Origin of the sequence: Sphingobium fuliginis, assembly GCF_015074805.1 — a bacterium.
Taxonomy (GTDB): domain Bacteria; phylum Pseudomonadota; class Alphaproteobacteria; order Sphingomonadales; family Sphingomonadaceae; genus Sphingobium; species Sphingobium fuliginis.
The window spans coordinates 315,001-340,036 of record NZ_CP060036.1 but is presented as its reverse complement, the minus strand read 5'-3'; the positions used below and the strand labels follow the sequence as shown (position 1 = coordinate 340,036).

At 64.2% G+C, this 25,036-nt stretch carries 20 protein-coding genes and 2 rRNA genes; 12 read left to right on the top strand and 10 right to left on the bottom strand.

The window, feature by feature from the left end; translation table 11 throughout:
* The first annotated feature begins 134 nt into the window (after positions 1 to 134).
* Positions 135 to 464: a nuclear transport factor 2 family protein gene (locus H5V43_RS17835; protein ID WP_025546876.1), complete on the top strand. Its 330-nt coding sequence runs from the start codon at positions 135 to 137 to the stop codon at positions 462 to 464.
* A 61-nt stretch (positions 465 to 525) separates the two neighbouring features.
* A complete protein-coding gene (locus H5V43_RS17830; RefSeq protein WP_025546875.1) occupies positions 526 to 1,305 on the top strand; it encodes an SDR family oxidoreductase in 780 nt (259 codons plus the stop codon).
* A 39-nt stretch (positions 1,306 to 1,344) separates the two neighbouring features.
* Here the strand turns inward: H5V43_RS17830 and H5V43_RS17825 are convergent, their stop codons facing one another.
* Positions 1,345 to 2,874, bottom strand: a complete 1,530-nt coding sequence (locus H5V43_RS17825) for a vWA domain-containing protein (RefSeq protein ID WP_025546873.1) — start codon at positions 2,872 to 2,874, stop codon at positions 1,345 to 1,347.
* 254 nt (positions 2,875 to 3,128) lie between these two features.
* Between H5V43_RS17825 and H5V43_RS17820 the strand changes: the two genes are divergently transcribed.
* The 4 genes from H5V43_RS17820 to H5V43_RS17805 all read left to right on the top strand — a co-directional run bounded on the left by H5V43_RS17820 (position 3,129) and on the right by H5V43_RS17805 (position 7,837).
* Positions 3,129 to 4,724 (top strand): DUF4153 domain-containing protein, encoded by a 1,596-nt coding sequence (locus H5V43_RS17820; RefSeq protein WP_025546871.1) that lies wholly within the window; start codon positions 3,129 to 3,131, stop codon positions 4,722 to 4,724.
* Between the two features lie 11 nt (positions 4,725 to 4,735).
* Positions 4,736 to 5,446 (top strand): response regulator transcription factor, encoded by a 711-nt coding sequence (locus tag H5V43_RS17815; protein WP_025546869.1) that lies wholly within the window; start codon positions 4,736 to 4,738, stop codon positions 5,444 to 5,446.
* Positions 5,443 to 7,017 carry a sensor histidine kinase gene (locus H5V43_RS17810; protein ID WP_025546868.1) on the top strand — a complete coding sequence of 525 codons (1,575 nt, stop codon included), beginning with the start codon at positions 5,443 to 5,445 and terminating at the stop codon, positions 7,015 to 7,017. Before H5V43_RS17815 ends, H5V43_RS17810 begins: the two co-directional genes overlap by 4 nt.
* 154 nt (positions 7,018 to 7,171) lie before the next feature.
* On the top strand, positions 7,172 to 7,837 hold the full coding sequence (locus H5V43_RS17805) for a peptidylprolyl isomerase (protein WP_025546866.1): 666 nt from the start codon (positions 7,172 to 7,174) through the stop codon (positions 7,835 to 7,837).
* 156 nt (positions 7,838 to 7,993) lie between these two features.
* Here H5V43_RS17805 and H5V43_RS17800 read toward each other — a convergent pair whose 3' ends face one another.
* The 6 genes from H5V43_RS17800 to H5V43_RS17775 form a co-directional block, all read right to left on the bottom strand.
* Positions 7,994 to 9,262: a cation:proton antiporter gene (locus tag H5V43_RS17800; RefSeq protein WP_025546864.1), complete on the bottom strand. Its 1,269-nt coding sequence runs from the start codon at positions 9,260 to 9,262 to the stop codon at positions 7,994 to 7,996.
* A gap of 73 nt (positions 9,263 to 9,335) precedes the next feature.
* Positions 9,336 to 10,631 (bottom strand): O-acetylhomoserine aminocarboxypropyltransferase/cysteine synthase family protein, encoded by a 1,296-nt coding sequence (locus H5V43_RS17795; RefSeq protein ID WP_025546862.1) that lies wholly within the window; start codon positions 10,629 to 10,631, stop codon positions 9,336 to 9,338.
* A 105-nt stretch (positions 10,632 to 10,736) separates the two neighbouring features.
* Entirely contained in the window at positions 10,737 to 11,471 is a 735-nt protein-coding gene (locus tag H5V43_RS17790) for a cytochrome c oxidase assembly protein (RefSeq protein WP_025546860.1), read from the bottom strand.
* A gap of 91 nt (positions 11,472 to 11,562) precedes the next feature.
* Positions 11,563 to 11,778, bottom strand: a complete 216-nt coding sequence (locus H5V43_RS17785; protein WP_025546858.1) for a hypothetical protein — start codon at positions 11,776 to 11,778, stop codon at positions 11,563 to 11,565.
* 180 nt (positions 11,779 to 11,958) lie between these two features.
* Positions 11,959 to 12,843, bottom strand: coding sequence for a bestrophin family protein (locus H5V43_RS17780; protein ID WP_044660872.1), 885 nt, complete (start codon positions 12,841 to 12,843; stop codon positions 11,959 to 11,961).
* Positions 12,844 to 12,849: 6 nt separating this feature from the next.
* The gene (locus tag H5V43_RS17775; RefSeq protein WP_025546856.1) at positions 12,850 to 13,086 is read right to left on the bottom strand and encodes a hypothetical protein; all 237 of its coding nucleotides are present in this window, start codon (positions 13,084 to 13,086) and stop codon (positions 12,850 to 12,852) included.
* Between the two features lie 222 nt (positions 13,087 to 13,308).
* Here H5V43_RS17775 and H5V43_RS17770 point away from each other — a divergent pair, with 222 nt between their 5' ends.
* Entirely contained in the window at positions 13,309 to 14,190 is an 882-nt protein-coding gene (locus tag H5V43_RS17770) for a LysR family transcriptional regulator (protein WP_025546855.1), read from the top strand.
* Between the two features lie 55 nt (positions 14,191 to 14,245).
* On the opposite strand, the gene bla is transcribed toward H5V43_RS17770, so the two are convergent.
* Complete coding sequence (gene bla / locus H5V43_RS17765; RefSeq protein WP_025546854.1) at positions 14,246 to 15,142, bottom strand: subclass B3 metallo-beta-lactamase; 897 nt, start codon at positions 15,140 to 15,142, stop codon at positions 14,246 to 14,248.
* 94 nt (positions 15,143 to 15,236) lie between these two features.
* Between bla and H5V43_RS17760 the strand changes: the two genes are divergently transcribed.
* From H5V43_RS17760 to H5V43_RS17740, 5 genes are all read left to right on the top strand, one after another.
* A complete protein-coding gene (locus H5V43_RS17760) occupies positions 15,237 to 16,124 on the top strand; it encodes a LysR family transcriptional regulator (RefSeq protein ID WP_193666871.1) in 888 nt (295 codons plus the stop codon).
* 83 nt (positions 16,125 to 16,207) lie between these two features.
* On the top strand, positions 16,208 to 17,374 hold the full coding sequence (locus tag H5V43_RS17755; protein WP_244968706.1) for an iron-containing alcohol dehydrogenase: 1,167 nt from the start codon (positions 16,208 to 16,210) through the stop codon (positions 17,372 to 17,374).
* A gap of 108 nt (positions 17,375 to 17,482) precedes the next feature.
* A complete protein-coding gene (locus H5V43_RS17750) occupies positions 17,483 to 18,535 on the top strand; it encodes a choice-of-anchor A family protein (RefSeq protein ID WP_025546852.1) in 1,053 nt (350 codons plus the stop codon).
* 94 nt (positions 18,536 to 18,629) lie between these two features.
* Complete coding sequence (locus H5V43_RS17745; RefSeq protein ID WP_193666870.1) at positions 18,630 to 20,783, top strand: PA5441 family protein; 2,154 nt, start codon at positions 18,630 to 18,632, stop codon at positions 20,781 to 20,783.
* 23 nt (positions 20,784 to 20,806) lie between these two features.
* Positions 20,807 to 21,517 (top strand): DUF3142 domain-containing protein, encoded by a 711-nt coding sequence (locus H5V43_RS17740; RefSeq protein ID WP_052816634.1) that lies wholly within the window; start codon positions 20,807 to 20,809, stop codon positions 21,515 to 21,517.
* A 170-nt stretch (positions 21,518 to 21,687) separates the two neighbouring features.
* On the opposite strand, the gene rrf is transcribed toward H5V43_RS17740, so the two are convergent.
* A 5S ribosomal RNA gene (gene rrf, locus H5V43_RS17735) occupies positions 21,688 to 21,802 on the bottom strand.
* 164 nt (positions 21,803 to 21,966) lie between these two features.
* Positions 21,967 to 24,761: ribosomal RNA gene (locus H5V43_RS17730) — 23S ribosomal RNA — on the bottom strand.
* Positions 24,762 to 25,036 lie beyond the last annotated feature (275 nt).

Below are 25,036 nucleotides of genomic sequence, written 5' to 3'. Positions count from 1 at the left end.
GCTTTTCGTGATGCCGCATCCCCCTTTATCCCGATTATCGCGCGGCACATCCACCCCTAAATTGGTGCGACGATCGAGCCGGACAGAGATCGACGCACGCATCCCCGGCTGTCGGAAATGGAAGGAGAAGAGACGTGGCTATCGATCTGCCAAAGGCCATAGCTGACTATTTCGAAGCCGACCGCGCCGAGGACGCGGGCAGCGTATCACGCTGTTTCACCGAGACAGCGGTGGTGAGGGATGAAGGCAATATCTACCGGAGTCGGGACGAAATCGGGCACTGGAAAGCGGAGTCCTCCAGAAAATATAATTATACGGCCGAACCCTTCTCCCTCGCGAAAGAGGGTGACCGCATTGTCGTGGCCTGCCATCTGGCAGGCGATTTCCCCGGCAGTCCGTTGGACCTGCGCTATTTCTTCATGCTGGAAGGCGGGAAGATCGCTGAGCTGGAGATCGTGCCATGAGGGCCGATCGTCGTGACCGGCCGCTGATCGGGTCGACGGCGGCGCATGGGAAGTTCGGCGCATGACGCCGTTCCTCACCCTGCGGGGCAAGCGGGCGCTGATCACATCGGGCACGCGCGGAACGGGGGCGGCTACGGTCAGCCTCTTCCAGGCCCTTGGCGCGGATGTTCTGACCACCGCCCGGACGCGCCCGGCCGACGTGCCGGATGCGCGCTTCGTCGCCGCCGATCTCAGCACGGCCGGGGGCTGCGCGGAACTGGCGGAAGCGGTGAAGGACCGGCTGGGCGGCGTGGACATCATCGTCCACATGCTGGGCGGCTCCTCCTCTCCGGCAGGAGGTTTTTCCGCGCTTAGCGACGACCAATGGCGCAAGGAACTGGATCTCAACCTGCTGCCTGCCGTCCGGCTGGACCGGGAACTGGTGCCGGACATGGTGTCGCGGGGCCATGGCGTGGTCATCCATGTGACCTCCATCCAGCGGGAGCTGCCCCTGCCGGAAGCCACGACAGCTTACGCGGCGGCCAAGGCAGCCCTGTCCACCTACAGCAAGAGCCTCTCAAAGGAAGTTGCGCCCAGCGGGGTCCGGGTCGTGCGCGTCTCGCCCGGCTGGATCGAAACGGAAGCCTCCATCGAACTGGCCCGCCGATTGGCGGCGGAACATGGCGGCGACATCCAGCGGGGCAAGAAGATCATCATGGACTCCCTGGGCGGAATACCGATGGGCAGGCCGGCAAGGCCGGAAGAAGTCGCCAACCTCATCGCCTTCCTGGCGTCGGATCGCGCGGGGGCCATAACCGGGGCCGAATATGTCATCGACGGCGGGACGGTGCCGACCGTGTGACCCCGGCCCCGCCGCAGGACGCCCGGTCCCGCCCCGGGTTCACCTCAGCCATGGATCGGCGTCATGGCCCGCAAGCCGGGCGAGCTGGACGAATTCCTGCCGCCAATAGTCATTCTGGCTGCCCGCCAGTCGGGCGATGTCGGCATAGCCGAAGTCGCCCAGCCGCCTGTCCCCCCGCAGCTTCTGTCCGAAGGCCGCGACCGCCACCGCAAAGGCCATGTCGCGCCGCGGCATGCTCGCTTCGGCAAGGAGGGCGGAGGCAACGGGCTTTTCGATCAGGCGGCTGCGCGTCTCTTCAGGCAATTTGTAGCGCAGGCGGACCGTCGCGATCTCTCCGTCCCCCGCCGGAACGACCGGAGCCCGATTGGCGGCATATCTGCGCGGAGCCAGCCAACCCGCCTCGCCCGCCGGGACGATCTCATAGAGCGCCGTCACCTGATGCCCGGCGCCGATCTCGCCCGCATCGACGCGATCGTCAGCAAAATCCTGTTCGGCAAGGCCGCGATTCTCATAGCCGATCAGGCGATACTGGCTGACCAGCGCCGGGTTGAACTCCACCTGCACCTTCACATCCCTGGCAATGGTGAAGAGGGTGGAGGACAGTTCCTCGTCCAGCACCTTCCGCGCCTCCATGGCGCTGTCGATATAGGCATGGTTGCCATTGCCGAGGTCGGCCACCGCCTCCATCATCGCGTCGTTGTAATTGCCCTGGCCAAAGCCCAGGGTGGTGAGCGTGACGCCGTCCTCCCGGTTCCGCCTCACCATCTCCTCCAGGCTTTCCCGATCGGACAGGCCGACATTGAAGTCGCCATCCGTCGCCATGACGATGCGGTTGATGCCGCCGGGGATGAAATGGGCGCGGGCCGTGTCATAGGCGCGCTCCAGCGCCGGGCCGCCCGCGGTCGATCCGCTCGCGGCCAGCCCGTCCAGCGCCGCCTTGATCTCCGCCGGGTCATGGCTGCCCTCGACCAGCGTTTCGACGAAGCCGGCATAGGTGACGATGGATATGCTGTCGTCGGGCCGCAGGGCGTCGGCCAGCGTGGAGAGCGCCTGCTTGACCAGAGGCAGCTTGTCGGCATCCTGCATCGATCCGGACACATCGACCATGAACACCAGATTGGCGGGCGGCCGCTGCGACCGGGCCACGTCATAGCCGCGCAGGCCGATGCGCAGCAGCCGCGTACCGGGGTTCCAGGGCGTCGTCGCAATGTCGGTGGTCACGCTGAAGGGCACGGACGGGTCGTCGGGCAGCGGATAGTCGTAGCGGAAATAATTGATCATCTCCTCCGTGCGCACCGCCTCCGCAGGGACGGTCCGGCCACCCAGCAGCATGTGGCGGACATTGGCATAGGCGCCCGTGTCCACATCGACCGCGAAGGTCGAGACGGGCTCGGCCGCGACCTGATGGACCGGGCTGACCGGATGGCCGTCATAGCGCTCGCCATTTTCGCCCGGGGCGGCGTCATTCACCGCTTCATAGGAGACGGAGCCGCCGGGCGCCTGACCGCATCCGGCAAGGGCAAGAACGGGAAGGAGAGCGAGGGTGGTGATTGCAAGATGTGCGCGCATGCACGTTTCTCCACTGCTTCGGTAGAGAGAAAATAGGGGCGATGAAATGACGCTGGCAAGCGACGGGTGGAGAGCAATGGCGCGGCGTGCGGCACGGCCCGCGTCCAGCATCGGGCCTTTCCGGCGGAAATCCGTCATTTCCGCTGCGCCGTGCACATTTTCTGCACCGGAACTGCGCCAATTATTGATCGTCGGCACGCACCGGTCTGCGTCGGGAAACCGCATTCTGCCCTGACATTCAGGGAGATAGATTGATGGGTTCCTCTGCCATGCCGCCGCCTTTGCCCCTGCTCGCGCGCTTTCGCTGGAAGCTGGCGGTTGCCTTGACGATCGTCGGGATCGGGGACTGGCTGTTCTACCAACGGCATCTCCATGGCGGCTATCTGGGGCTGTTCGCGCTGGCCGTGCTGAGCGCGCTGCTGGCCGGGCGGCCCGTGCTGTGGCGCGACCGGAGGGCCTTGCCGGCAATGGCGGCGGCGGCGCTGTTCGCGCTGGCCCTGCTCCATGATGCGAGCCTGCTGGCCTGGGCGCTGTTCTGGGTAGCGGCCGGCATGGCCGCGCTGATCCCGGCGACGGCACGCTTCGATGACGGATGGCGCTGGTTCCAGCGGCTGATCTGGCTGGGGCTGCGGGCGCCATTCGGGCCGTTGATCGATCTGAAGCGCCTGTTGAAGCTGCGTGCGGCGGGGCGGACCGGGCGCTGGAACCTGCACGCGGCGCTCGGCACATTGGCTTTGCCGCTGATGGGCAGCGTTGTGATCCTGACGCTCTTTTCAGCCGCCAATCCGCTGATCGAGCAATTCTTCTCCTCGCTGCTGCTGCCGGAACCGTCGCCCGAACTGATCGTGCGGCTGGCCTTCTGGGGGCTGCTGTTCACGGCGATCTGGGGCCTGCTGCGGCCGCGCCTGGCGCGGCGCCTGCTGCCGACATTCGACGGCGGGCACGACCGGCATCTGCCCGGCGTGTCGGTCGCTTCGGTGACGCTGTCGCTGGTCGTCTTCAACCTGATCTTCGCGCTTCAGAACCTGATGGACATCGCCTGGCTCTGGGGCTGGGCGCCGATGCCCGGCGGCATGACCATGGCGGACTATGCCCATCGCGGCGCCTATCCGCTGATCGCGACCGCGCTGCTGGCCGCGCTGTTCGTGCTGGTGACGCTGCGGCCGGGATCGGAAACCGCGCGCATGGGGACGATCCGGCGACTGGTGATGCTGTGGATCGGGCAGAATGTCTTCCTGGTCGCCTCATCCATGTTGCGCACGGCGGATTATATCGAGGCCTATTCCCTTACCCGCCTGCGGATCGCCGCGCTGGTCTGGATGGCCCTGGTCGGCTTCGGGCTGGCCGCGATCTGCTGGAGGCTGCTGCGGGAGCGGAGCGCGTCCTGGCTGATCAACGTCAATCTGGCGGCGGCGGGGCTGCTATTGACCGTCATCTGCTTCGTCGATCTGGGGGCGGTGGCGGCCGAATGGAATGTACGCCATGCGCGGGAGGTCGGCGGACGCGGCGTGGCGCTCGACCTCTGCTATCTGGGCGAGCTTGGGGACTCGGCCCTCCTGCCCCTGCTCTCGCTGGAACGGCGACCCGGTTTGCAGCCGGAATTCCGGGAGCGGGTGCAGGCGGTGAGGCTGCGGCTTCACGCCAGGCTGGAGGCGGAACTGGATCAGCGCTGGACCTGGACCGGGCAAGGACGGCTGGAGCAGGCGCGGGCGATTGCGGCGGATGCCGCACCCGCACCCCTGAAAGCGGGACCCAGGGACTGCGCCGGCAGGCTGGTCCCGCCGCCTTCGCCGGTCAGCCATGTGGCCCCCGATGCGGTTCCTGCGTTGACAGCGGAGACGGGGAAATGATCCTATGCCCCATGCCCAGCACGATCCTGATCGTCGACGACGATCCCCATATCCGCCAGTTGCTCGTCTTCGCCTTCGGCAAGGCGGGGCTGGAGACGATCGAGGCAAGCGACGGCGAGGCCGCACTGGCCGAGGTCGAACGGCACGCGCCGGACCTCGTCATCCTCGACATCAACATGCCGCGCATGGATGGGTTGGAGGTCTGCCGCAGGCTGAGGGCGCATAATGACGTTCCGATCTTCTTCCTCTCCTCCCGCGATGACGAGATCGACCGGGTGCTGGGCATAGAGCTTGGCGGCGACGATTATGTGGTGAAGCCCTTTTCCCCTCGGGAAGTGGTGGCGCGATCCATGGCGATCCTGCGCCGCACATCGGCCCGGCCACCGGCCGTGGAGGCGATCGGCACGATCCGGCATGGGCGGCTCGCCCTCGACACGGAAAGCTGGTCGGCGCATTGGGGGGCGGACGAGGTCAGCCTGACCGTGACGGAGTTCACCATATTGCGCACCCTGCTGGCCATGCCATCGCGCATCTTTTCCCGCGACCAGATCATCGACCGGTTCCGCGGGCCGGGCTTTGCGCTGACCGACCGGACGGTGGACAGTCATATTCGCAACCTGCGGCGTAAATTCGCGGATGTCGGCGGCTTCGACATCATCGAGACGCGGGCCGGCATCGGCTATCGGCTGGGCGGGTGCAGCGGGACGGCGCCGCCTGCATGATCGCAGGGCTGAAGGGGTGGATAGCCCGGCATTGGCCTGTGCTGCGTTTGCGCACGATCCTGCTGGGCACCCTGCTGTTCGTGGCGGCGCTGCCGGGTTTCGGGGCGATCTTCCTGCGGGTCTATGAAAATGCGCTTGTTCGCCGGACGGAGGCGGAGCTTGTGGCGCAGGGCGCGGCGCTGGCGGCGAGCGCGGCGGTGGTGGGCAGGGGCATGGCCGCCGATCCCGCCCTGCCCGCCACGCCCGTGCGCTATCATGACCGGATGACGGAGGTGGACCTGCGCTCCTCCCCCATCCTGCCGCCGCGTCCCCGTGCAGCCCCGACGCGGGACCGGCCGGACGGCGCCGCCCTGGCGCTTGCGCGGCGGATGATGCCCGCCTTTGCCGAAACCAAGGTCACGACGCTGTCCTCGATCCTGATGCTCGACCGGCGCGGCGTGGTGCTGAACGGCCGGGAAGGCGGACGGAGTCTCGCCGCGCTGCCAGAGATCCGGGCGGCGCTGGGCGGCAGGGCCGTGACGGTGCTGCGGGAAAATGAAGGGACGGCCACCCGTTATCCGCTGGAATGGCTGAGCCGGGCGGCAAGCATCCGCCTGCATCATGCCCGGCCCATCCGCGTCGACGGCAAGCCGATGGGCGTGCTGCTGGTGTCGCGTTCGCCGCGTGCGCTGTTCCTGGGGCTGTACGAGGATCGCGGCAAGATCGCCCTGGGCGTGGCGGCGATCTTCCTGCTGCTGGTGCTGCTGTCGGCCATATTGTCGCGCGCCATCGTCCGCCCGATCGAAAGCCTGAGCCGCGCCACCCGCGACCTGGCGCTGGGCCGCCGGGTCGCGCCGCGTCACCCCTCGCTGCAGGTGGTCGAAATCAGGGCGCTTTATCGGGATTTCGAGCAGATGGCGGAGAGCTTAGAAAAGCGTTCCCGCTATCTGCGCGACTTCGCCTCTTCGGTCAGCCATGAATTCAAGACGCCGCTGGCCGGCATTTCCGGTGCGATCGAGCTGTTGCAGGACCATGGGGCGGACATGGCGGCGGCCGACCGGCAACGGTTCCTCACCAATATGGCGGCCGACGCCCAGCGGCTGTCCCGGCTTGTCCGGCGGCTGATGGAACTGGCGCGCGCCGACGTGCTGGTGGGCGAAAGCGACGCGCGCACGGACGCCGCGCCGCTGCTGGTATCGGTGGCGGATGCGCTGACGGCGGAGGATTTCGTCATCGACCTGCATCTGCCCGAGGTCTTCCCCCCGCTGATCGTGGATTCAGCCGCATTGGAAGCCGTGCTGACGACGATAGCGGAAAATGCGCGGCAGGCGGGCGCATCGCGGCTGGACATCGTGGTCGCCTTGCAGGATCGCCTGGCATGGATCGACTTTGCCGACAACGGCCCCGGCATTCCGCCGGGGGACCGGCAGCGCATCTTCGACCTGTTCTTCACCAGCAAGAGGGAAGACGGCGGAACGGGCCTTGGCCTCGCCATAGCCCGGTCGCTGCTCGACGCCTATCATGGCGAGCTTCACCTGCTTCCTTCGGAACAGGGCGCTCGCTTCAGACTCGTGATCGCAATCGCGCCATAGGCCGCATGCATGAAGGCGCAACGCCGCCCATGCCGCGCATATGCCCTCATCTCGATGGACGATGCCTCCTCCCGGACGTCGCCCGGTTGCGCCGCGCATGCCGGCGCTCTAGCCTGGGGCGGAACATCAATCCCTGAAAGCGTGCCTGTTGCCGATGCCTCCTGCTGCCTTGCGTTATGTCGTTCCGCTGATTGCCCTTCTGCCATGCTCCGTCCTCGCCTTGCCTGCCAGCGCGCCGAAACCGGGCCACACCCGCGTGGCGATCGAAACCTCGCTCGGCACCATCATCGTGGCGACGGACGATCGCCGGGCACCGATAACCTCCGCCAATTTCCTGACCTATGTCGATGACGGCCGGTTCGACGGCGTCACCTTCTATCGCGCGGCGCGGCGCAAGAGCGATCCGAAGCTGGGGCTGATCCAGGGCGGCATCGATACCGATGCGCGCCGTTCGCTGCCGCCGATCCGCCATGAGCCGACGACGCGGACGGGGATCAGGCATCTGGACGCAACGCTGTCCATGGCGCGGCCCGACCGCGCCAATTCCGCGATGGGCAATTTCTTCATCACCATAGGGCCGACGCCGAACATGGACGCGCGGGGCGATTATATCGGCTATGCCGCCTTCGGCCATGTCGTCGCGGGCATGGATGTGGTGAAGCGCATCCTCGCCGTGCCGACCTGCTGCGGATCGGGCCCGATGCGCGGTCAGATGATCGTCAAGCCGGTCAGGATCATCCGTGCGAAGCGGCTCGACGGCAAGCCGCATCCGACCCGCGGGGTGAAGCCATGGCTGCTAGGCCTCAAGCGGAAGATTTAGAGCCTTCCCGGCAGACAGAATCATCTGCTGCCTTGGAATTCGTTCCGGGCGGCGGCCCACCGGCCGCCCGGCTTCCGCAAATCGCTTGGGGACGGCAATGCTGCGCCCCGCCCGATGATCGCCGCCGGCCTGGTGAACGGCGCCATGGGCATGCGGTCAGTCGCTCATGTCCGGATCACGCCCCTGACGCCTGTCGAGCCATCGCATGGCGGGTGTGACGGTTAGGCCGTGGAGCAGGATCGACATCAGTGCGGTCAGGCCGATGATCGCCCACAGGCGGCTGGCCTCTCCCACCTTCATCTGGTTCAGACCATAGGCCAGATAGTAGAAAGATCCGACGCCCCTTATGCCGAAGAAGGCGATGGTCAGCTTTTCGACCCGATCCGCCCTGAAGCCGGCCAGACCCACAAGACCCGTCACCGGACGAACGATCAACAGGATCAGCAGCACCAGCACGATGTCGGACGGGCGCAACGGCGACAGGAGACCGCCGATCAGCGCGCCGCCGAACAGAAGCAGGAGAGCCATCATCGAAAGGCGCTCCACCTGTTCGGTAAGGTCATGCATCTGCACGTTGAACGCATGGTCGCGATGCGACGCGCGCAGGGTCAGCGCCGTCACGAAGACCGCCAGGAAGCCATAGCAGTTGAGGATTTCGGTCAGGCCATAGGACAGGAAGGTGGCGGCTAGGGCGATCAGGCCGTCTCCGGTCCGGGCAAGCTTCGTCTCAGTCGGAATGTGGAAGGTCAGCCATCCGAACAGCTTTCCCACGGCCCAGCCGCCGCCCACGCCGACGACGATCTCCCACAGCACGTTCAGGCCAAGCCATTTTCCGAACCATGGCTCCCCCATATTCCCCGTCAGGGCGAGCGCGATGGCGAGGTGGACGAAGGGAAAGGCAAGGCCGTCGTTCAGGCCTGCCTCCGATGTCAGGCCGAAGCGGACTTCATCTTCCTCGCCCGTGCGCGGCGGGCCGACCTGGACATCGGCGGCCAGCACCGGGTCGGTGGGGGCGAGGCTGGCGGCCAGCAGCAGGGCGATGGCCCAGGGAAGACCGAGCAGCACGCCCCCCAACAGCGTGATGAGCGCGATGCCCAGCGGCATGGTGATGGCGAGCAGCCGCCAGGTCACCATCCAGCGCCGCCAGTCGAACGGCCGGTCCAGCTTCAGTCCCGCGCCCATCAGGGCGATGATCACGACCAGTTCGGTAAAATGTTCGGTCACATCCGGATATTCCAGCGGCGACGGCCGGAATTCGATGCCGGGGATGCAGAATATCGCGGCGCCGATCAGGATGCAGACGATCGGCAGCGACAGCGGCAGCTTTCTCAAGGCCAGCGGCAGCCATGCGACCAGGGCTATCAGCAGCCCCGCGCCCGTCAGGACCAGAATATAGGGATCGGGCGCGGTGAACGGCATTTCCATGGGGGGGCAACGCGCCGCCGCGGCCGGCGTTGCCGCGACATGGCCCGGCGGTCCGCCCCTTCGTCCCGGAAGGTCAGCTTGCCGCGGCCAGCGCCCGGTCGATGTCGCCCAATATGTCGTCGATATGCTCTATCCCGATGGAAAGCCGCACATAGCCGGGCGACACGCCGGTCGCCATCTGCTCCGCTTCGTTCAACTGCGAATGGGTCGTGGACGCTGGATGGATCGCCAGGCTGCGCGCGTCGCCGATATTGGCGACATGGTAGAAAAGCTCCAGCGCATCGATGAAGCGGCGACCCGCCTCCATGCCGCCGGCAAGCTCGAACCCGACGAGCCCGCCCTTGCCTCCGCTCAGATGATGCTCCGCAAGGGCCCGGGCGCGGCCATCCTGTTGCGAGGGGTGGATGACCCTGGTCACGGCGGGGTGGCGCGCCAGATGTTCGGCCACCCTGACCGCATTGGCGCAATGCCGTTCCATCCGCAGCGCCACGGTCTCGATACCCTGGATCAGCTGAAACGCATTGAAGGGGGACAATGCCGCGCCAAGGTCGCGCAGCAGGATGACCCGCGCCCGCAGGATATAGGCGATCGGGCCAAGGGGCTTTGCCGCCTCTGCCCATATCGCGCCATGGTAGGAAGGATCGGGCGTGTTCAGCAGCGGCTGTCGTTCGGGATGAGCGGCCCAGTCGAAATTCCCGCCATCGACGATCAGACCGCCGATCGACGTGCCATGTCCGCCAAGATATTTCGTCGCGGAATAGACGATAATGGCCGCGCCGTGATCCAGCGGGCGGCACAGCAGCGGAGCGGCCGTGTTGTCCATGATGAGCGGGATGCCCCGTTCCCGGCCGATGGCGGCGACCTCCGCGATCGGGAACACCTCCAGCTTGGGATTGGGCAGGGTTTCGGCATAGTAGGCGCGCGTGCGATCGTCGGTGGCCCGCCGGAAATCTTCCGGATCGGCCGGATCGACGAAGCGCACTTCGATCCCCTGGTCCTTCAGCGTGTTCGCGAACAGATTATAGGTGCCGCCATAGAGCGCCGTCGAACTGACGATATTGTCGCCGGCCCGCGCCAGATTCTGGATCGCATAGGCCGACGCCGCCTGTCCCGACGCCACGGCCAGCGCGGCGGCGCCCCCCTCCAGCGCCGCGACGCGCTTTTCCAGCACATCGGTGGTCGGATTCATGATCCGCGTGTAGATATTGCCCATTTCCTGCAGCGCGAAGAGCGAGGCCGCATGCTCCGCGTCGCGAAACTGATAGGATGTCGTCTGGTGGATCGGCACCGCGACGGAGCCCGTCGCTGGATCGGCCCGCCATCCCGCATGAACGGCAAGGGTTTCCGGATTCGGCTTGTTCGTGGACATTGGGGCTCCGCAGCATCGTTGATCCGGCGTCAGGGTGACGGTGCGGCCCGGCAAAAACAAGAGGCTGCGTCACGCGCGGCGGTCAGGGGAGCCGGCCAGCTCCGGTCATGCCGTGGCCGCGGCGTCCCGCTCCTGCCTGAACCAGCGCGAAAGCAGGAACAGCACAGCGGCGATATAGAGGCCCGCGCCGGGAACCCACATCAGCAGCCCGGCAAGCTGCTGGTCCTCCAGCGGCGTCAATCCCCAGGCCAAGCTGCTGATGAAATGCGGGGAATAGACCGCCACGCTCGAAAAGGTCAGCAACGCGCCCAGCAGGCCCATCTGGAGCATGGTGGCCAGAAGAGCGGTCACCGCCAGAGGAAGCGGCGCGGCCATGACCCCACGCCACAGCGCCAGCGCAGTCAGCAGCAGGCTTCCCTGCATCGTCCAGTAGACGGCATGATCGGAAAGCGCGGCGGCATAGGCGCCGGGTATATGCCACGACCATAAAGCGGCCGCATGCAGGCAGGTCCATAAGGCCACGCCGCCCGCGGCTCGCCGCTCAGCAAAAGCCATGGCCAGCAAGGGGGCGGCAATCGATGTCAGGACGAGATGGTGCAGGGTCCGGGCCGAAAACAGGGCGGATGTCAATGCGCATAGCGGGGAGATGAACAGAAATGCGAGCAACAGGATCGCGGACAAGGACCGGCTTTTCCCGTCCGCGGACCGCAGCCGGAGGCTCGCCATGATGGCAAGCCCGAACGCTGCCAGCAGCACCGGATCGAAGTTCCAGCGGGTCAGCAGGTCCACGGGCGCCGGCGCGGGTCCGCAATAGGGTATCCAGCCTGATCCCGGCTCCACGCGCTGCCTCCGTGCGAAATTGCGGATCGCCCTTTAACCGCTCGCGCCGGGGCTGGTTCCCGGACGCGGCATCGTGCATCGCGCGGCTGCGCTATCGTCGCAGCAGGACGCTCCCGACCTTGTCTCCATTGGACCGCCGCATCACGCAATGGGACGGCTGGTGCTGCTGGATGGCGTTCAGGATCGCAGCGGCGTTCCCCCGCGACACGGGGGACCAGAATGGCGGCGTGGTGAAGGAAATCTCCAGATTCTCGGCGGCAGCGCGTTTGACGATCGAGCGAATCAGGGCGTTCTTATGGTCCGACATTCATGTCCCCCCAGCGATGTTCATGCGCCCGTCATGCGGCTTTGCCCGCATTTTCATGGTTAATTCCATCAACTGGCCACAAACGGCAGGCCGGCCATTTTGTTCCGCACCTGCGAAGAAAATTCTTTCGGCCATGTTTGCGGGGAACATGGCAGCGCGGGCAACCCGCGCATTCGGCCTTCACCATAGCACGCCATCGACCGGTTCCACCGGGGCAGGCGGCGGCAGATCGATCGACTGACACAGGTCCGCTTCGATCACCGTCGTGATGCTGTCGAGCGGCAGGTCGTGGACGCTGTTGCCGAACGGATCGACCAGATCGTCCCCGATCTGGAGCACCGCCAGATACATGAAGCCGGCGACCGCCGATCCGATCGGCGTCGCCGCGCCCAGCGTCTCCACCAGCCCGATCGGCAGCAGGATGCAGAAAAGCCGGGTGAAGAATTGCGGGAAGGCACGATATTGGGCAGGTAACGGAGTATTCTTGATCCGCTCCATGCCGCCCTGCGCATTGGCCATGTCCACCAGCACGGCTTCGATCCGGCCTTGCTGGATAGTGTCGATCCATCCCCGCCGCACCAGACCGGCGACACGGCGTCCGCTGCCCTCCAGCAGGCCGTTGGCGGGATTGCGCCGGGCCAGTTCCGGATGATCGCCCGGGCCCAATATGCGGTGGATGTCCCCGCCCGTTTCCAGCCGCCGCAACTGCCGGCGCAGCGTGTGGACATAGGCCACCTGGCGCAGCACCAGTTCACGTCCCAGGGCCTGCGCTTCCTCCCCTTCGGGCAGGAAGGCCAGCACCGCGCGGGCGAAGCTGCGCGACGCATTGACCATCGCGCCCCACAATATGCGCGCTTCCCACCAGCGCTGATAGGCCGAATTGACCCGCACGCCGAGCACCAGCGCAAGCGCCGTGCCGAAGATGGTAAGCGGCAGGGCCGGAGCCCTGAACGGCGAGATGAAGTAGAAGATGGTGACCGCCAGGTCCCAGAAGAAGAGCGCGACCAGCACGCTCCAGGCTCGCTCGAAACCCTGACGGATGCGTGGGGCGGTACCGATGATCATGAGAGGTTACGAAACGGCACCGTCATGTTCGTCCAGCTTCAGCCAGGCGTTGCGCAACGCAAGGCTGCCGAATATGCCGACGGCTTTCAGCGTCGTGGCTTCCAGTGTCGGCACGCCATCGAGCAGCGCCAGGACAAGGCAGCCCAGGCCCAGGAGCATGGCGGCATAGATGGGCAGCGCCTCCAGGTCGTTCCATCCGATGGGGGCAAGGGCGTCGGCGCGGGAAAGCCGGATCGGCGGCATGACGGAAACTCCTCTTCCAGATGCAGGGATTTCCGCGAAAATGATGCGTTGCGAAAGGCGCGGTCAACGCTTTCCGCGCCGTGCAACCCAGTCTTGCGTCAGGGTGAAACGAGCAAGAAACGCTAACAGTCCGGGCTTATTTCAGAGACGCGGCAATGAAAACATACGGTCTTGCAACCCGACTTCCGTTGCATCGCAACATGCCGGGCCTAGCTTGTCCCCATGCCTGATCGCTTTGCCGAGATCGAATCCTTCGTGACGATCGCCCAATCCAACAACCTGTCGGAGGCGGCGCGGCGTCTGGGCCTGTCGCTGGCCGCGACCAGCCGCCGCCTGTCCCAACTGGAACAGCGGCTGGGGGTGCTGCTCGTCCGCCGCAACAGCCGGCATTTCAGCCTGACGGACGAAGGATCGCTGCTGTATGAACGGGCGGGCCACGCCCTGACCGCAATCGAGGAGGCGGAAACCGATCTGATGCGCCGGTCGACGGAGGCGAGCGGCACGCTGCGCATCGTCACGACCATCGACGCGGGGCGGGCGCGCCTGGCGCCGCTGTTCCACGAATATGCGCTGCTGCATCCCGACGTCACCGTGCATCTGGAAACGTCCGATCAGCCAGCGACCAGCATGATCGGCAGCGGGCACGACATCGCCATCTGCTTCGATCCGCCAGCCGACAGCGCACTGATGATGAAGCGGCTGGCGGACAATCCCCGGCTGCTCTGCGCCGCCCCCGCCTATCTCGACCGGCGCGGGCGCCCGTCGCGGACAGCCGATCTCGCGGGACACAACAAGATCGTCGTGGGCGCGTCGCAGGGCGAGCTGTGGCGAAGGATCATGGGTGGCGCGACAGGATGGCGGCTGACGCTGAACACCAATGATGCCGAACTGGCGCGCGCCTGGGCGCTGGAGGGGTCGGGCATCGGCATCAAGTCGCTGTGGGATGTGCAGGAGGATCTGGAGAACGGCCGGCTGGAGCCGGTGCTGCCCGACCTGTCGCTGCCGCCCTCGACCATCGCGGCGCTCTATCTGCCGGGCCAGTTGAATTCACCCAAGGTCCGCTCGTGCCTCAACTTTCTCGCACGCCGCCTGCGCGGACCATGACGCCTTCTCCGTCGATCCCGCCTTTCATCGATGGGATCGAACGGGCAGGACGCCCCTATTTCACCGCCTCCTCCCGCTCCCGCGCGAGCCGCGTCGCCAGCAGTCGGCGTGACCGCCCGGCATAGCGGCGGCAGGCGCCGGGCGAGCCGTCATACCGCCCAGGACCGGCATTGTCCGGATGCGCGGCAATCAATATGTCGCACTTCAACATGCCCATGCGCCTGTAGCTGACAGCAAAACCTCTGACGATCGCGGCGCTGGAAGGCGCGGTAAAGCGGTAATTGTCGGCCGACACCGGGTTGAGGCTGGACGCGAAGACGATCTCCTTGCACGCCCTGCCCTCACAGGCGTTCCAGCTCCACGTCATGCTGCCCATCGTATGACCGGGCGTCGCATGCGCCTTGATGGATATGCGGCCCAGCCTCAGGACTTCTCCGTCATCCATGATGCGCAGCCGCGACACCGCCGGCCAGGTGCCGCCATAATCGAATTGCGGATCGTCCTTTGCAAGTGCGCCGGCCCGCAGGCCCTCGGCGCCGCGCCGGCTGGCCACCACCGTGGCGCCGGTGGCGCGCGCCAGCGCCGCGAACCCGCCGGCATGATCATAATGCGGCTCGGTACTCAGAATAAATTTGATGTCTTTGGGATCGAACCCCAGCTTGCGGACATGCCTCAGGATCATCGGCGCCGCCTGCGGGAGCGCACCGTCGATCAGGACAAGACCCGCCCCCGTGTCGATCAGAACGACGCTCAGGCCGCCGAAACCCACCAGATAGCTGCTGCCGAAAATCTTCTCCGGCGGCAGAGGCGCAAGCCACTCCCGGGCTCTTTCCACCGCCATCGGGCGGGTCAAGGGGTCGTCCGCAGGCAAGGGCGCATGCGGTTCCGTCCTGACAGCCGCTGACGCGGAACTCACCGCCAGCGATGCGGCCATGGCCATCGATGCGATCATCTTCATCTCCCTTCCCTGCCGGGATGCCGATGGACGCTTTCGCGCACAAAGCATGATTTCTCGACAAAGCCATGAGAATAATTGATGACGGGCCATGGATCGCGCCCAACTTCCCCTGAACGCCCTGCGCGCCTTCGAAGCGGCGGCGCGCCACCTTAATTTCACCCGCGCGGCGATCGAGCTTTGCGTCAGCCAGGGGGCGGTCAGCCATCATGTCGCGCAGCTTGAGCGCCGCCTTGGCGTCCGCCTCTTTCACCGCCTGCCGCGCGGGCTGGCGCTCACTGACGAGGGGCATGCGCTCGTGCCCGTGCTGGCGGAGGCGTTCGACCGCGTGGGCGCGACGCTCGACCAATATGCCGGCGGCCGCTTTCGCGAGATGTTGAAGGTCGGCGTCGTCGGCACGTTCGCGACCGGCTGGCTGTTGCCGCGACTGGACGCCTTTGCCCGCGCCCACCCCGCCATCGACCTGCGCGTTTCGACCAACAACAATCGCGTCGACCTGGCGGGAGAAGCGCTGGATTTCGCCATTCGCTTCGGTGACGGCGCATGGCATGGCACCCATGCCGAACCCATGTTCGAAGCACCGCTGACGCCGCTTTGCGCGCCGGCCATGGCCGCGCGGTTCAGCGCACCTGCAGACCTCCTCCATGAACGGTTGTTGCGTTCCTACCGACCGGACGAATGGGCGCTCTGGTTCGGGGCTGCGGGCGTTGCCGCCCCGCTTCTGCGCGGGCCCGTTTTCGACAGTTCGGCGCTGATGGTCTCCGCCGCCATAGCCGGCCTGGGCGTGGCGCTGGCGCCGCCCGTCATGTTCATGCGCGAACTCGCCTCGGAACTGCTCGTCCAGCCCTTCCCGATCATGATCGACGCGGGCCGTTATTGGCTCACGCGCCTCATCTCGCGTCCTGAAAGCGACGCGATGCGGCGCTTTCGCGAATGGCTTGCGGACAGCGGCGGGGCAGAAGCGCCGACCGCGCCATAGCATCGGATTCCGGCCTGGACATGGAGCCTTGTCCGCCCCATCGAAATCGTCCAGATTTCCGTCGAACCGATGGCGGAGAACAGATGATGGGCTTTCAGGCGGCGCTTCCGCGCATCCTTCGCGTCGGCGGCGGCGTGTCCGGCGAACTCGCCCCGCTATTGGCGACATTGGGGCTGTCGCGGCCTCTGATCGTCACAGACCGCTTCCTGAAGGACGGTGGGCGAGCGGATGCCCTGATGGACGAACTGCACAAGGCGGGAATGGCCGCCCGCATATTTGCCGACACCCTGCCGGAACCGACCGCCGCCTCCATCGAGGAGGCCCGCGCTTTTCTGGAGGAGGGCGACCATGACTGCGTCGTCGGCTTCGGCGGCGGAAGCCCGATCGACAGCGCGAAGGCGATCGCGGTGCTCGCCGTCCATGGCGGCGTCTGCCGCGACTATAAGGTGCCCCATGTCCAGGACGCGCCCGGCCTTCCCGTCATTGCGATACCCACGACGGCCGGCACCGGATCGGAAGCGACGCGCTTCACCATCGTCACGGATGAGACGACGGACGAAAAGATGCTGCTGGCCGGCCTCGCCTATTTGCCGACAGCCGCCCTGGTCGATTTCGAACTGACGCTGACGATGCCGCCGCGCCTGACCGCCGACACCGGGATCGACGCGCTGACCCATGCCATCGAAGCCTATGTGTCGCGCCGGGCCAATCCCTTTTCGGACAGCTTCGCGCTATCGGCCATGCGCGCCATCGCGCCGCATCTGCGACGCGTATGGGCGGACCCGGAAGACCGCCCCGCACGCGAGGCGATGATGTTCGGTTCGACCCAGGCCGGCATCGCCTTCTCCAACGCCAGCGTGGCGCTGGTTCATGGCATGAGCCGGCCGATCGGGGCGCATTTCCACGTGCCGCACGGCCTTTCCAATGCGATGCTGCTGCCGGCTGTCACCGCCTTTTCGGCGCCGGGCGCCCTTCGGCGCTATGCCGATTGCGCGCGGGCCATGGGCGTCGCCGCGGCGGAGGAGGGCGACCAGGGCGCCGTGGGCAAGCTGATCGAGGATCTGACCCGCATCAACGAGGAACTCCGCGTCCCCACGCCCGCCGCCTACGGCATAGACGCCGACAAATGGGACGCGCTGCTGCCGCTGATGGCGGAGCAGGCGCTCGCTTCCGGATCGCCCGGCAACAACCCCATCGTGCCGGACGCGGACCAAATCCAGGCGCTTTATCGCCAGGCCTGGGGGCCTTGATCCGGGGCCCGACGCAGGTCGTAGCCATGCATGTCCCGATCCGGCACAACCCTATGTTAACCATCTTTAACCCTTAGCGCCGGGCGATCGGTCGCATAGGGTCGGCGCATGAAAAAGCTCAGCATTCTCTTCGCCGCCAGTGTTGCCGCCCTTGCCGCCTCGCCCGGCCTCGCTTCTCCCGTCGCGGGCACGGACGCGCTGCGCGAATGGAATCTGATCGTCCTTGGCAACCTCGATTCCTCTTCCGAAGTGGAAGGCAGAACCTTCGTGGGCGGCGACCTGACCGGCACGTCGTCCAATTATCATATCGGCACGCCGACCGCCTCCCCCACCGGTCAGCCCGGCCTGACCGTGGTCGGCAACGTCACGGGAGGCGTCAAGAACCTGAACAACGGATCGGGCGCCGTCATCGGCGGCAATGTCGATAGCGGGTTCAACCTCAATGGCCCCAGCCAGACGGTGAAGGTCGGCGGAACGATCAACAACACCAACGTCAACCAGAATGTGGTGCAGTCCGGACTGGCCGGTTCGGACCCCGCCTTCATCGGCAACCTGACCGCCCAGGGAGCGACCCTGGCCGGCAGCATGAAACAATTGTCCGCGACCCTGTCGGGCCTTTCCCCGAACAGCCAGATGGACATCAGCGGCAATCGGGCGACCTTCAACGCGGCCCCCGATGCGGACGGGCTGGCGGTCTTTTCGATCACGGCGGCCGACCTCAATTCCATCGGGGAAATCGCCTTCCATCTGAATGGCGCGGATACGGCCATCGTCAATGTGAGCGGGGCGTCGATCAACCTGAACGACAATTTCCTGGGCGGCACCGCGGGACTGGGCGAACATGTCATCTGGAACTTTGGCGATGCGCAGAATCTGGACCTGACGACCAGTTGGGGCGGCTCCGTCCTGGCGCCGTGGGCGGCCGCCCATAGCAGCAATTACATTCAGGGATCGGCTGTGTTCGGCAGCCTCGATCAGGACGGGGAAATGCATCTGGGCACCTATAATGGCGGGTATAATCCGCCGGTGACGCCGCCCGGCGGCAGTTCGGGAGGAACGCCGGTTCCCGAAGGTCCGGCATGGCTGCTTTTCATCTTAGGGGCCGGTGCGCTGTTTTTCGCAAGGCGGCGGCGTCGTTCGGCAGCGGCCGGGGGAATGTAAGGCCGGCGTCTCCTGTCTTCGTCATTGCGTGGAAGCGATCTTTTGTTCAGTTTCGCGCCGGATGATGAAAGAAGATGATCGGCAGGACCGCCCCATGGCCCGACATATCGCGTTTCACCGCAAACATCCCGTCGCCGCCACGCTGGTGACGCTGGCGCTATCGGCAATCGGCCTGGGCGGGACTCTCTGGGCCTGCGCCGACTCTTCCTGCTCGCCCGGCTGGCAATTGGCTTCCCCCGATTATGATTGCGGCGGACGCGCGGCGATCAGCCCGGGCAACGATACGCGGATCAACATCCTGCTGCTCATGCGAAGCCTGAGGCCCGTGGACGGCCCTCGCAAAGGCGCGGCGACCGATGTGAACAATCCGCAATTCGGTGGAACCTTCATGACATGGCCCGGCCTGCGCGCCGCCTTCTGGCCGGAAGCTGCAAGGGACAGCCAGGGCGATGGCGCTGCGGCGAACGGCCATGCGACCGACTGCGCGGCTTCCGCTGAAGCCACGGCAGCCTTCAATGCCGCGCTTGCCGTCGAGACCGGCCTGCCGGAGGCGGAACGCACCGAACTGGCGCGGCTCCGCGCACAGACCGGTCGCGGCACGGCCGATTGGGGAAATGCCGCGATCTCCAGCAGGCCGGGCCGCGAATATCTATCCTATCTGAAAGCGGCAGAGGCCTTCCACAAGGGCGACTGGCAGGTTGCGCGAGACAGCTTCGGTCCATTGACCCGCGCCCGCAGCCAATGGGTCGCGGAAACAGCGAAATATATGCCGATCCGTATCGGCCTGCGCGCGGCGGTGGCCCAGGCGGTCGATGAATATGGCGATTTCGCTGGCCCCGAAAAGGTCGATCGCGCCGCGGTAGCGGAGGCGGGCAACGCCATCTCCGCTTATCTCAAGGCCTATCCCAGGGGCCGCTATGCCGCATCGGCCGAAGGGCTGATGCGCCGCGTGGCGTGGTTGAGCGGGGACATGGCGACGCTTGCCCGCAGCTATGAAAAGCTGCTGGCCACGGTGCCCGGCGACGATGAGGCAGCAGCCGATCTTGCAGAGGAGATCGACATCAAGCTGCTGGAACGTCAGGATGCGAGCCGGATCATCGGCAGCCAGAACGGAACGCCGCTGCTGCTGGCCGTGGCCGACCTCAAGCAGATGCGGCGGCAAGGCGCCGATCCGGCCGTCCTGTCTGCCACCGAGCTGGCGGCGCAGAAGAGCCAGTTCACCGCCCATGCCGATCTTTACGGGCTGCTCCAGGCCAGCAGGCTCTATTATGCCGGGGACGATCCGAAGGCGATCCTGGCGCTGCTGCCCGATGCGGCGCGCAGCAGCCGCTTCACGCCGCTTGCTTTCAGCCGGCAGATGCTGCGCGGCATGGCTCTTGGTCGAACGCGCGATCCCAACGAGGCGGGGTTCTGGCGCGATCTGCTGCGTGGGGCGAACCCGCTTTATGAGCGGCCGTTGGTGGAAATGGGGCTTGCTGTCCGCTGGCAGCGCGATGAACGGCTGGAGCAGGTCTTCGCGCCCGGATCGCCTGTCACGGACAGCATGACCCGGACGATTTTGCTGCAAACCCTGGCAAGCCCATCCATCCTGCGTGCGGCGGCGAATGATCGCACGCGTCCAGTGCGCGAGCGGGACGTGGCGCGCTTCACCTTGCTCTACAAGGATTTGACGAGAGGCGCCTTTGGCGATTTCACCGGCGATCTTGCGCTGGTGCCCGCCAGCGCGGGAAGCGAGGGCGGGTTATGGGACTTCTCCCAGCAGGACATGATTCCGGTGGGGCTGTTCCGAAAGGGCAGATGGTCGGACGGCTTTCCTTGCCCCAACATAGCACAAACCGCCGCGACTCTCGCGCACGCTCCCGCCAATGCAAAGGCGCGGTTGTGTCTGGGCGATTTCTATCGGCTGAACGGTTTCGATGGCTTCAGCCTGTTCAAGGCAGGTGGCGACAGGTTCAGCCTCGGCAATGGGCCGGACGGCTTTTCCGGCCGCCCCCTCTCTCGCGCGGACATTTATGCCGCGATCATCGCGGACAAGGGAGCGGCGGCTGAAGACCGGGCCTATGCCCTGTATCGTGCCGTGATGTGCTATGCGCCGTCTGGTTTTAACGGCTGTACCGGGCCCTATCGCAGCTATGAGGAATTGGAGGCGGCGCAGGCACCTCAAGCCGATCGCAAGGCGTGGTTCACCGAGTTGAAGCAGCGCTATCCAGACAGCCGATGGGCAAAGTCCCTGCGTTATTATTGGTGAACATGCGTGCAAGCGGATGGTCGATGGCGTTGCTGGCGCTGCTGGCGTTGACCGGCTGTCGGCGCGAGACGGAGGCGGAGCGTGTCGATCCGGCTGGCTATGAGGCATTCTATCTCTGGCCTGGCGTGCGTCCGGCAAAGCATGTCCGGGCGAAGATCCTCTACCTTCTTGACGGAGAGGTTCGGCGTCGGGGACCGGCCCGGCTTGAAAAGCTGCGCATGGGAATGCCCCGGTTGCCGGGCAAGAAGATCTGGCTGGTCGTCAGGGCCGATCGGCTGGATTGGAATGATGCTGTTTACAAGACGATCTTCGACGATCTGCATCGCTGGCGCGAGGCAGGCAATGAGGTTGTCGGACTCCAGGTCGATTTCGATGCCGCTACGCGCGGGATCGGCGGCTATGGCGACTTTCTGCGTGATTTGCGGCAACGCCTGCCCCGCAATTGGCGGCTGTCGATCACCGGCCTGATGGACTGGAGCGCCCATGGCGACCCGCAGGCCCTGGCAAGACTCGCCGGCCTGATCGATGAGGTTGTGGTCCAAACCTACCAGGGTCGCACCACCATCCCCGGCTATGAGGATTATTTTCGCCGGATGGAAAGCTTCCCCATTCCCTTCCGCGTGGCATTGATCGAGGGCGGAGCATGGCAGGCACCGCCTATGCTATCGCGTCATCCGCAATTCAAAGGCTATGTGGTGTTCTTGCTATCCCGGAACAGCTCTGACGGCCATTGATTCTCAATCGGTTCCTTCCAGGAAATCTACCAGGTTTGGAGGGTGGGTTTGAGGTATGATTTGGGCTGGTGGTTTGCCGGTTGCCAGCGCCTGAGGGGCTGCGCTTGGGGGGGCATTGCGCCTAGGCGCAGGAGATTGCGAATGGGTTAATGTGAAGCGCGAGCTATAATGCCTGGCGACGCCCTACTCTTCCGGGGCTTGAGCCACAGTACCATCGGCGCAGACTGGTTTCACGTCCGAGTTCGGGAAGGGATCGGGTGGGTCACAGACGCTATGGTCACCAAGCAATAGAGCTTGCGCTTCGGGTTTTAATCGGTGCCGTGCACTTGTGCGTTTCGGTTGAGAAACGCGTCATCAAATGAGTTGGTTTGTTTATCTGGCATGAGGTTGATCACCACGCTCGATGGCAGACGCTGGTTTTATCCAGTGTTGTCATTGATGGTGGGACTCTCAGGCGCGATCAGAGCAATTAGGACCGGTTAGCTCCATATGTTACCACACTTCTACATCCGGCCTATCAAGGTCGTGGTCTACGACCGCTCGAAGAAATCTTATCTTGAGGGAGGCTTCCCGCTTAGATGCTTTCAGCGGTTATCCCGTCCATGCATAGCTACCCTGCTGCGCCCTTGGCAGGACGACAGGTACACCAGAGGCATGTTCAACCCGGTCCTCTCGTACTAGGGTCAACTCCTCTCAAATTTCGACGCCCACGGCAGATAGGGACCAAACTGTCTCGCGACGTTCTGAACCCAGCTCACGTACCACTTTAATTGGCGAACAGCCAAACCCTTGGGACCTGCTCCAGCCCCAGGATGTGATGAGCCGACATCGAGGTGCCAAACGATTCCGTCGATATGAGCTCTTGGGAATCATCAGCCTGTTATCCCCGGCGTACCTTTTATCCGTTGAGCGATGGCCCTTCCACGAGGGACCACCGGATCACTATGACCGACTTTCGTCTCTGCTCGACTTGTCAGTCTCGCAGTCAGGCGGGCTTATGCCATTGCACTCTAACAGACGGTTTCCAACCGTCCTGAGCCCACCATCGCGCGCCTCCGTTACTCTTTAGGAGGCGACCGCCCCAGTCAAACTACCCGCCACAGAGGGTCCCTGCACCGGATAACGGTGCGAGGTTAGACATCAGAAAACAACAGGGTGGTATTTCACCTATGGCTCCACCGGAACTGGCGTCCCGGCTTCAAAGCCTCCCACCTATGCTACACAGTTCTTTCCTAATGCCACTCTGAAGCTGCAGTAAAGGTGCACGGGGTCTTTCCGTCTAACCGCGGGTACTCCGCATCTTCACGGAGAATTCAATTTCGCTGAGCATATCCTGGAGACAGTGGGGAAGTCGTTACGCCATTCGTGCAGGTCGGAACTTACCCGACAAGGAATTTCGCTACCTTAGGACCGTTATAGTTACGGCCGCCGTTTACCTGGGCTTCAATTCAGAGCTTGCACTCCTCCTCTTAACCTTCAGGCACCGGGCAGGCGTCAGGCCCTATACGTCGTCTTGAAGCCGACTTAGCAGAGCCCTGTGTTTTTGCTAAACAGTCGCTACCCCCTGGCCTGTGCCCCCCACAAGTGCTTGCGCATATGTGGGGCCTCCTTCTTCCGAAGGTACGGAGGCAATTTGCCGAGTTCCTTCAGGATACTTCTCTCAAACGCCTTGGTATACTCTACCATTCCACCTGTGTCGGTTTAGGGTACGGTCTATACGGTGGGGCTATTTCCTGGGACAACTTCCCTGCCCGGACCAATCCAATAAGGCCGAACAAGTTACGCCATCCGTCACACACCACCAGGCCCACGAATATTAACGTGGTTCCCATCGACTACCCCCTTCGGGCTCGTCTTAGGGGCCGGCTTACCCTGCTCAGATTAGCTTTAAGCAGGAACCCTTGGAATTTCGGCGACAGTGCATCTCACACTGTTAATCGCTACTCATGTCTGCATTCGCACTTCCGATACCTCCACGGTCGGTTACCCTCCCGCTTCAACGGCCTACGGAACGCTCCGCTACCGCTCAGTCAAAAGACTGAACCCTAAGCTTCGGTGCACGTCTTGAGCCCCGTTACATCTTCGCCGCAGGATCTCTTGTTTAGACCAGTGAGCTGTTACGCTTTCTTTAAAGGATGGCTGCTTCTAAGCCAACCTCCTGGTTGTTTTGGAAATCCCACATGCTTTCCCACTTAGACGTGACTTGGGGACCTTAGCTGTAGGTTAGGGCTGTTTCCCTTTTGACGACGGACCTTAGCACCCGCCGTCTGTCTGCCGGACTAGACTCGTTGGTATTCGGAGTTTGGTTAGTATTGGTAGATCTCGCGACCCCCGCAACCATCCAGTGCTCTACCCCCAACGGCAATCATCCGACGCTCTACCTCAATAGATTTCGCGGAGAACCAGCTATTTCCCGGCTTGATTGGCCTTTCACCCCTAAACACAACTCATCCGATAATTTTTCAACATTAAACGGTTCGGCCCTCCAGTGCGTGTTACCGCACCTTCAGCCTGGTCATGCCTAGATCGCCGGGTTTCGGGTCTAATGCATCGAACTCAAACGCCCTGTTCAGACTCGCTTTCGCTGCGCCTACACCTAACGGCTTAAGCTTGCTCGATACACTAAGTCACAGACCCATTATGCAAGAGGTACGCGGTCAGGTCTCAAGGACCCTCCCACTGCTTGTAGGCATCCGGTTTCAGGTACTGTTTCACTCCCCTCATCGGGGTGCTTTTCACCTTTCCCTCACGGTACTGGTTCGCTATCGGTCATGTACGAGTATTTAGGCTTGGAGGGTGGTCCCCCCATGTTCAGACAGAGTTTCACGTGCTCCGCCCTACTCAAGTCCTGATGTTTCATTTTCGCATACGGGGCTGTCACCCGCTATGGCGCTACTTTCCAGAAGCTTCTGCTAATTAAGCACCAGGCGCTGGCCTGGTCCGCGTTCGCTCGCCACTACTAACGGAATCTCGGTTGATGTCTTTTCCTCCGGGTACTGAGATGTTTCAGTTCTCCGGGTTCGCTTCACCAAAGCCTATTTTATTCAGCTTAGTGATACCTTTCCCATTTAACGCTGTGCCCGATCGCTCGGGTGCAGCCTTAAATGGTGAAGGTGGGTTGTCCCATTCGGAAATCGCGGGATCAAAGCTTGCTCACAGCTCCCCCACGCTTATCGCAGCGTGCCACGTCCTTCATCGCCTGTACATGCCAAGGCATTCACCAGATGCCCTTACCTCACGCTTGAGAGTCCACACCACCAATGACAGCACTGGAGATAGCGCCGCATCAGCTTGTATTCGGTGTGGTGATTTAACTCAGCCAGATAATCATTTGTGTACGACACCGCTCAGCCTCTTGGTCCGAAAACCGCAAAACCGAACCATGTCGCCACGGCATCGATTAAAAAACCCATTCACAATGTCAAAGAGAGGATCGCTCAACGAGCGTCCTCATAATTGCTGGCAAGCCAGCAAAACCGCTACTCTTCATCCCTAGAGAAAGTTCTGAGCTGCTCCGCG

Coding starts and splice junctions, on each gene's coding strand:
- H5V43_RS17830 (WP_025546875.1), top strand. CDS start 526: ATGACGCCGTTCCTCACCCTGCGGGGCAAGCGGGCGCTGATCACATCG.
- H5V43_RS17825 (WP_025546873.1), bottom strand. CDS start 2,874: ATGCGCGCACATCTTGCAATCACCACCCTCGCTCTCCTTCCCGTTCTT.
- H5V43_RS17820 (WP_025546871.1), top strand. CDS start 3,129: ATGGGTTCCTCTGCCATGCCGCCGCCTTTGCCCCTGCTCGCGCGCTTT.
- H5V43_RS17815 (WP_025546869.1), top strand. CDS start 4,736: ATGCCCAGCACGATCCTGATCGTCGACGACGATCCCCATATCCGCCAG.
- H5V43_RS17810 (WP_025546868.1), top strand. CDS start 5,443: ATGATCGCAGGGCTGAAGGGGTGGATAGCCCGGCATTGGCCTGTGCTG.
- H5V43_RS17805 (WP_025546866.1), top strand. CDS start 7,172: ATGCCTCCTGCTGCCTTGCGTTATGTCGTTCCGCTGATTGCCCTTCTG.
- H5V43_RS17800 (WP_025546864.1), bottom strand. CDS start 9,262: ATGGAAATGCCGTTCACCGCGCCCGATCCCTATATTCTGGTCCTGACG.
- H5V43_RS17795 (WP_025546862.1), bottom strand. CDS start 10,631: ATGTCCACGAACAAGCCGAATCCGGAAACCCTTGCCGTTCATGCGGGA.
- H5V43_RS17785 (WP_025546858.1), bottom strand. CDS start 11,778: ATGTCGGACCATAAGAACGCCCTGATTCGCTCGATCGTCAAACGCGCT.
- H5V43_RS17780 (WP_044660872.1), bottom strand. CDS start 12,843: ATGATCATCGGTACCGCCCCACGCATCCGTCAGGGTTTCGAGCGAGCC.
- H5V43_RS17775 (WP_025546856.1), bottom strand. CDS start 13,086: ATGCCGCCGATCCGGCTTTCCCGCGCCGACGCCCTTGCCCCCATCGGA.
- H5V43_RS17770 (WP_025546855.1), top strand. CDS start 13,309: ATGCCTGATCGCTTTGCCGAGATCGAATCCTTCGTGACGATCGCCCAA.
- bla (WP_025546854.1), bottom strand. CDS start 15,142: ATGATCGCATCGATGGCCATGGCCGCATCGCTGGCGGTGAGTTCCGCG.
- H5V43_RS17760 (WP_193666871.1), top strand. CDS start 15,237: ATGGATCGCGCCCAACTTCCCCTGAACGCCCTGCGCGCCTTCGAAGCG.
- H5V43_RS17755 (WP_244968706.1), top strand. CDS start 16,208: ATGATGGGCTTTCAGGCGGCGCTTCCGCGCATCCTTCGCGTCGGCGGC.
- H5V43_RS17750 (WP_025546852.1), top strand. CDS start 17,483: ATGAAAAAGCTCAGCATTCTCTTCGCCGCCAGTGTTGCCGCCCTTGCC.
- H5V43_RS17745 (WP_193666870.1), top strand. CDS start 18,630: ATGGCCCGACATATCGCGTTTCACCGCAAACATCCCGTCGCCGCCACG.
- H5V43_RS17740 (WP_052816634.1), top strand. CDS start 20,807: ATGGCGTTGCTGGCGCTGCTGGCGTTGACCGGCTGTCGGCGCGAGACG.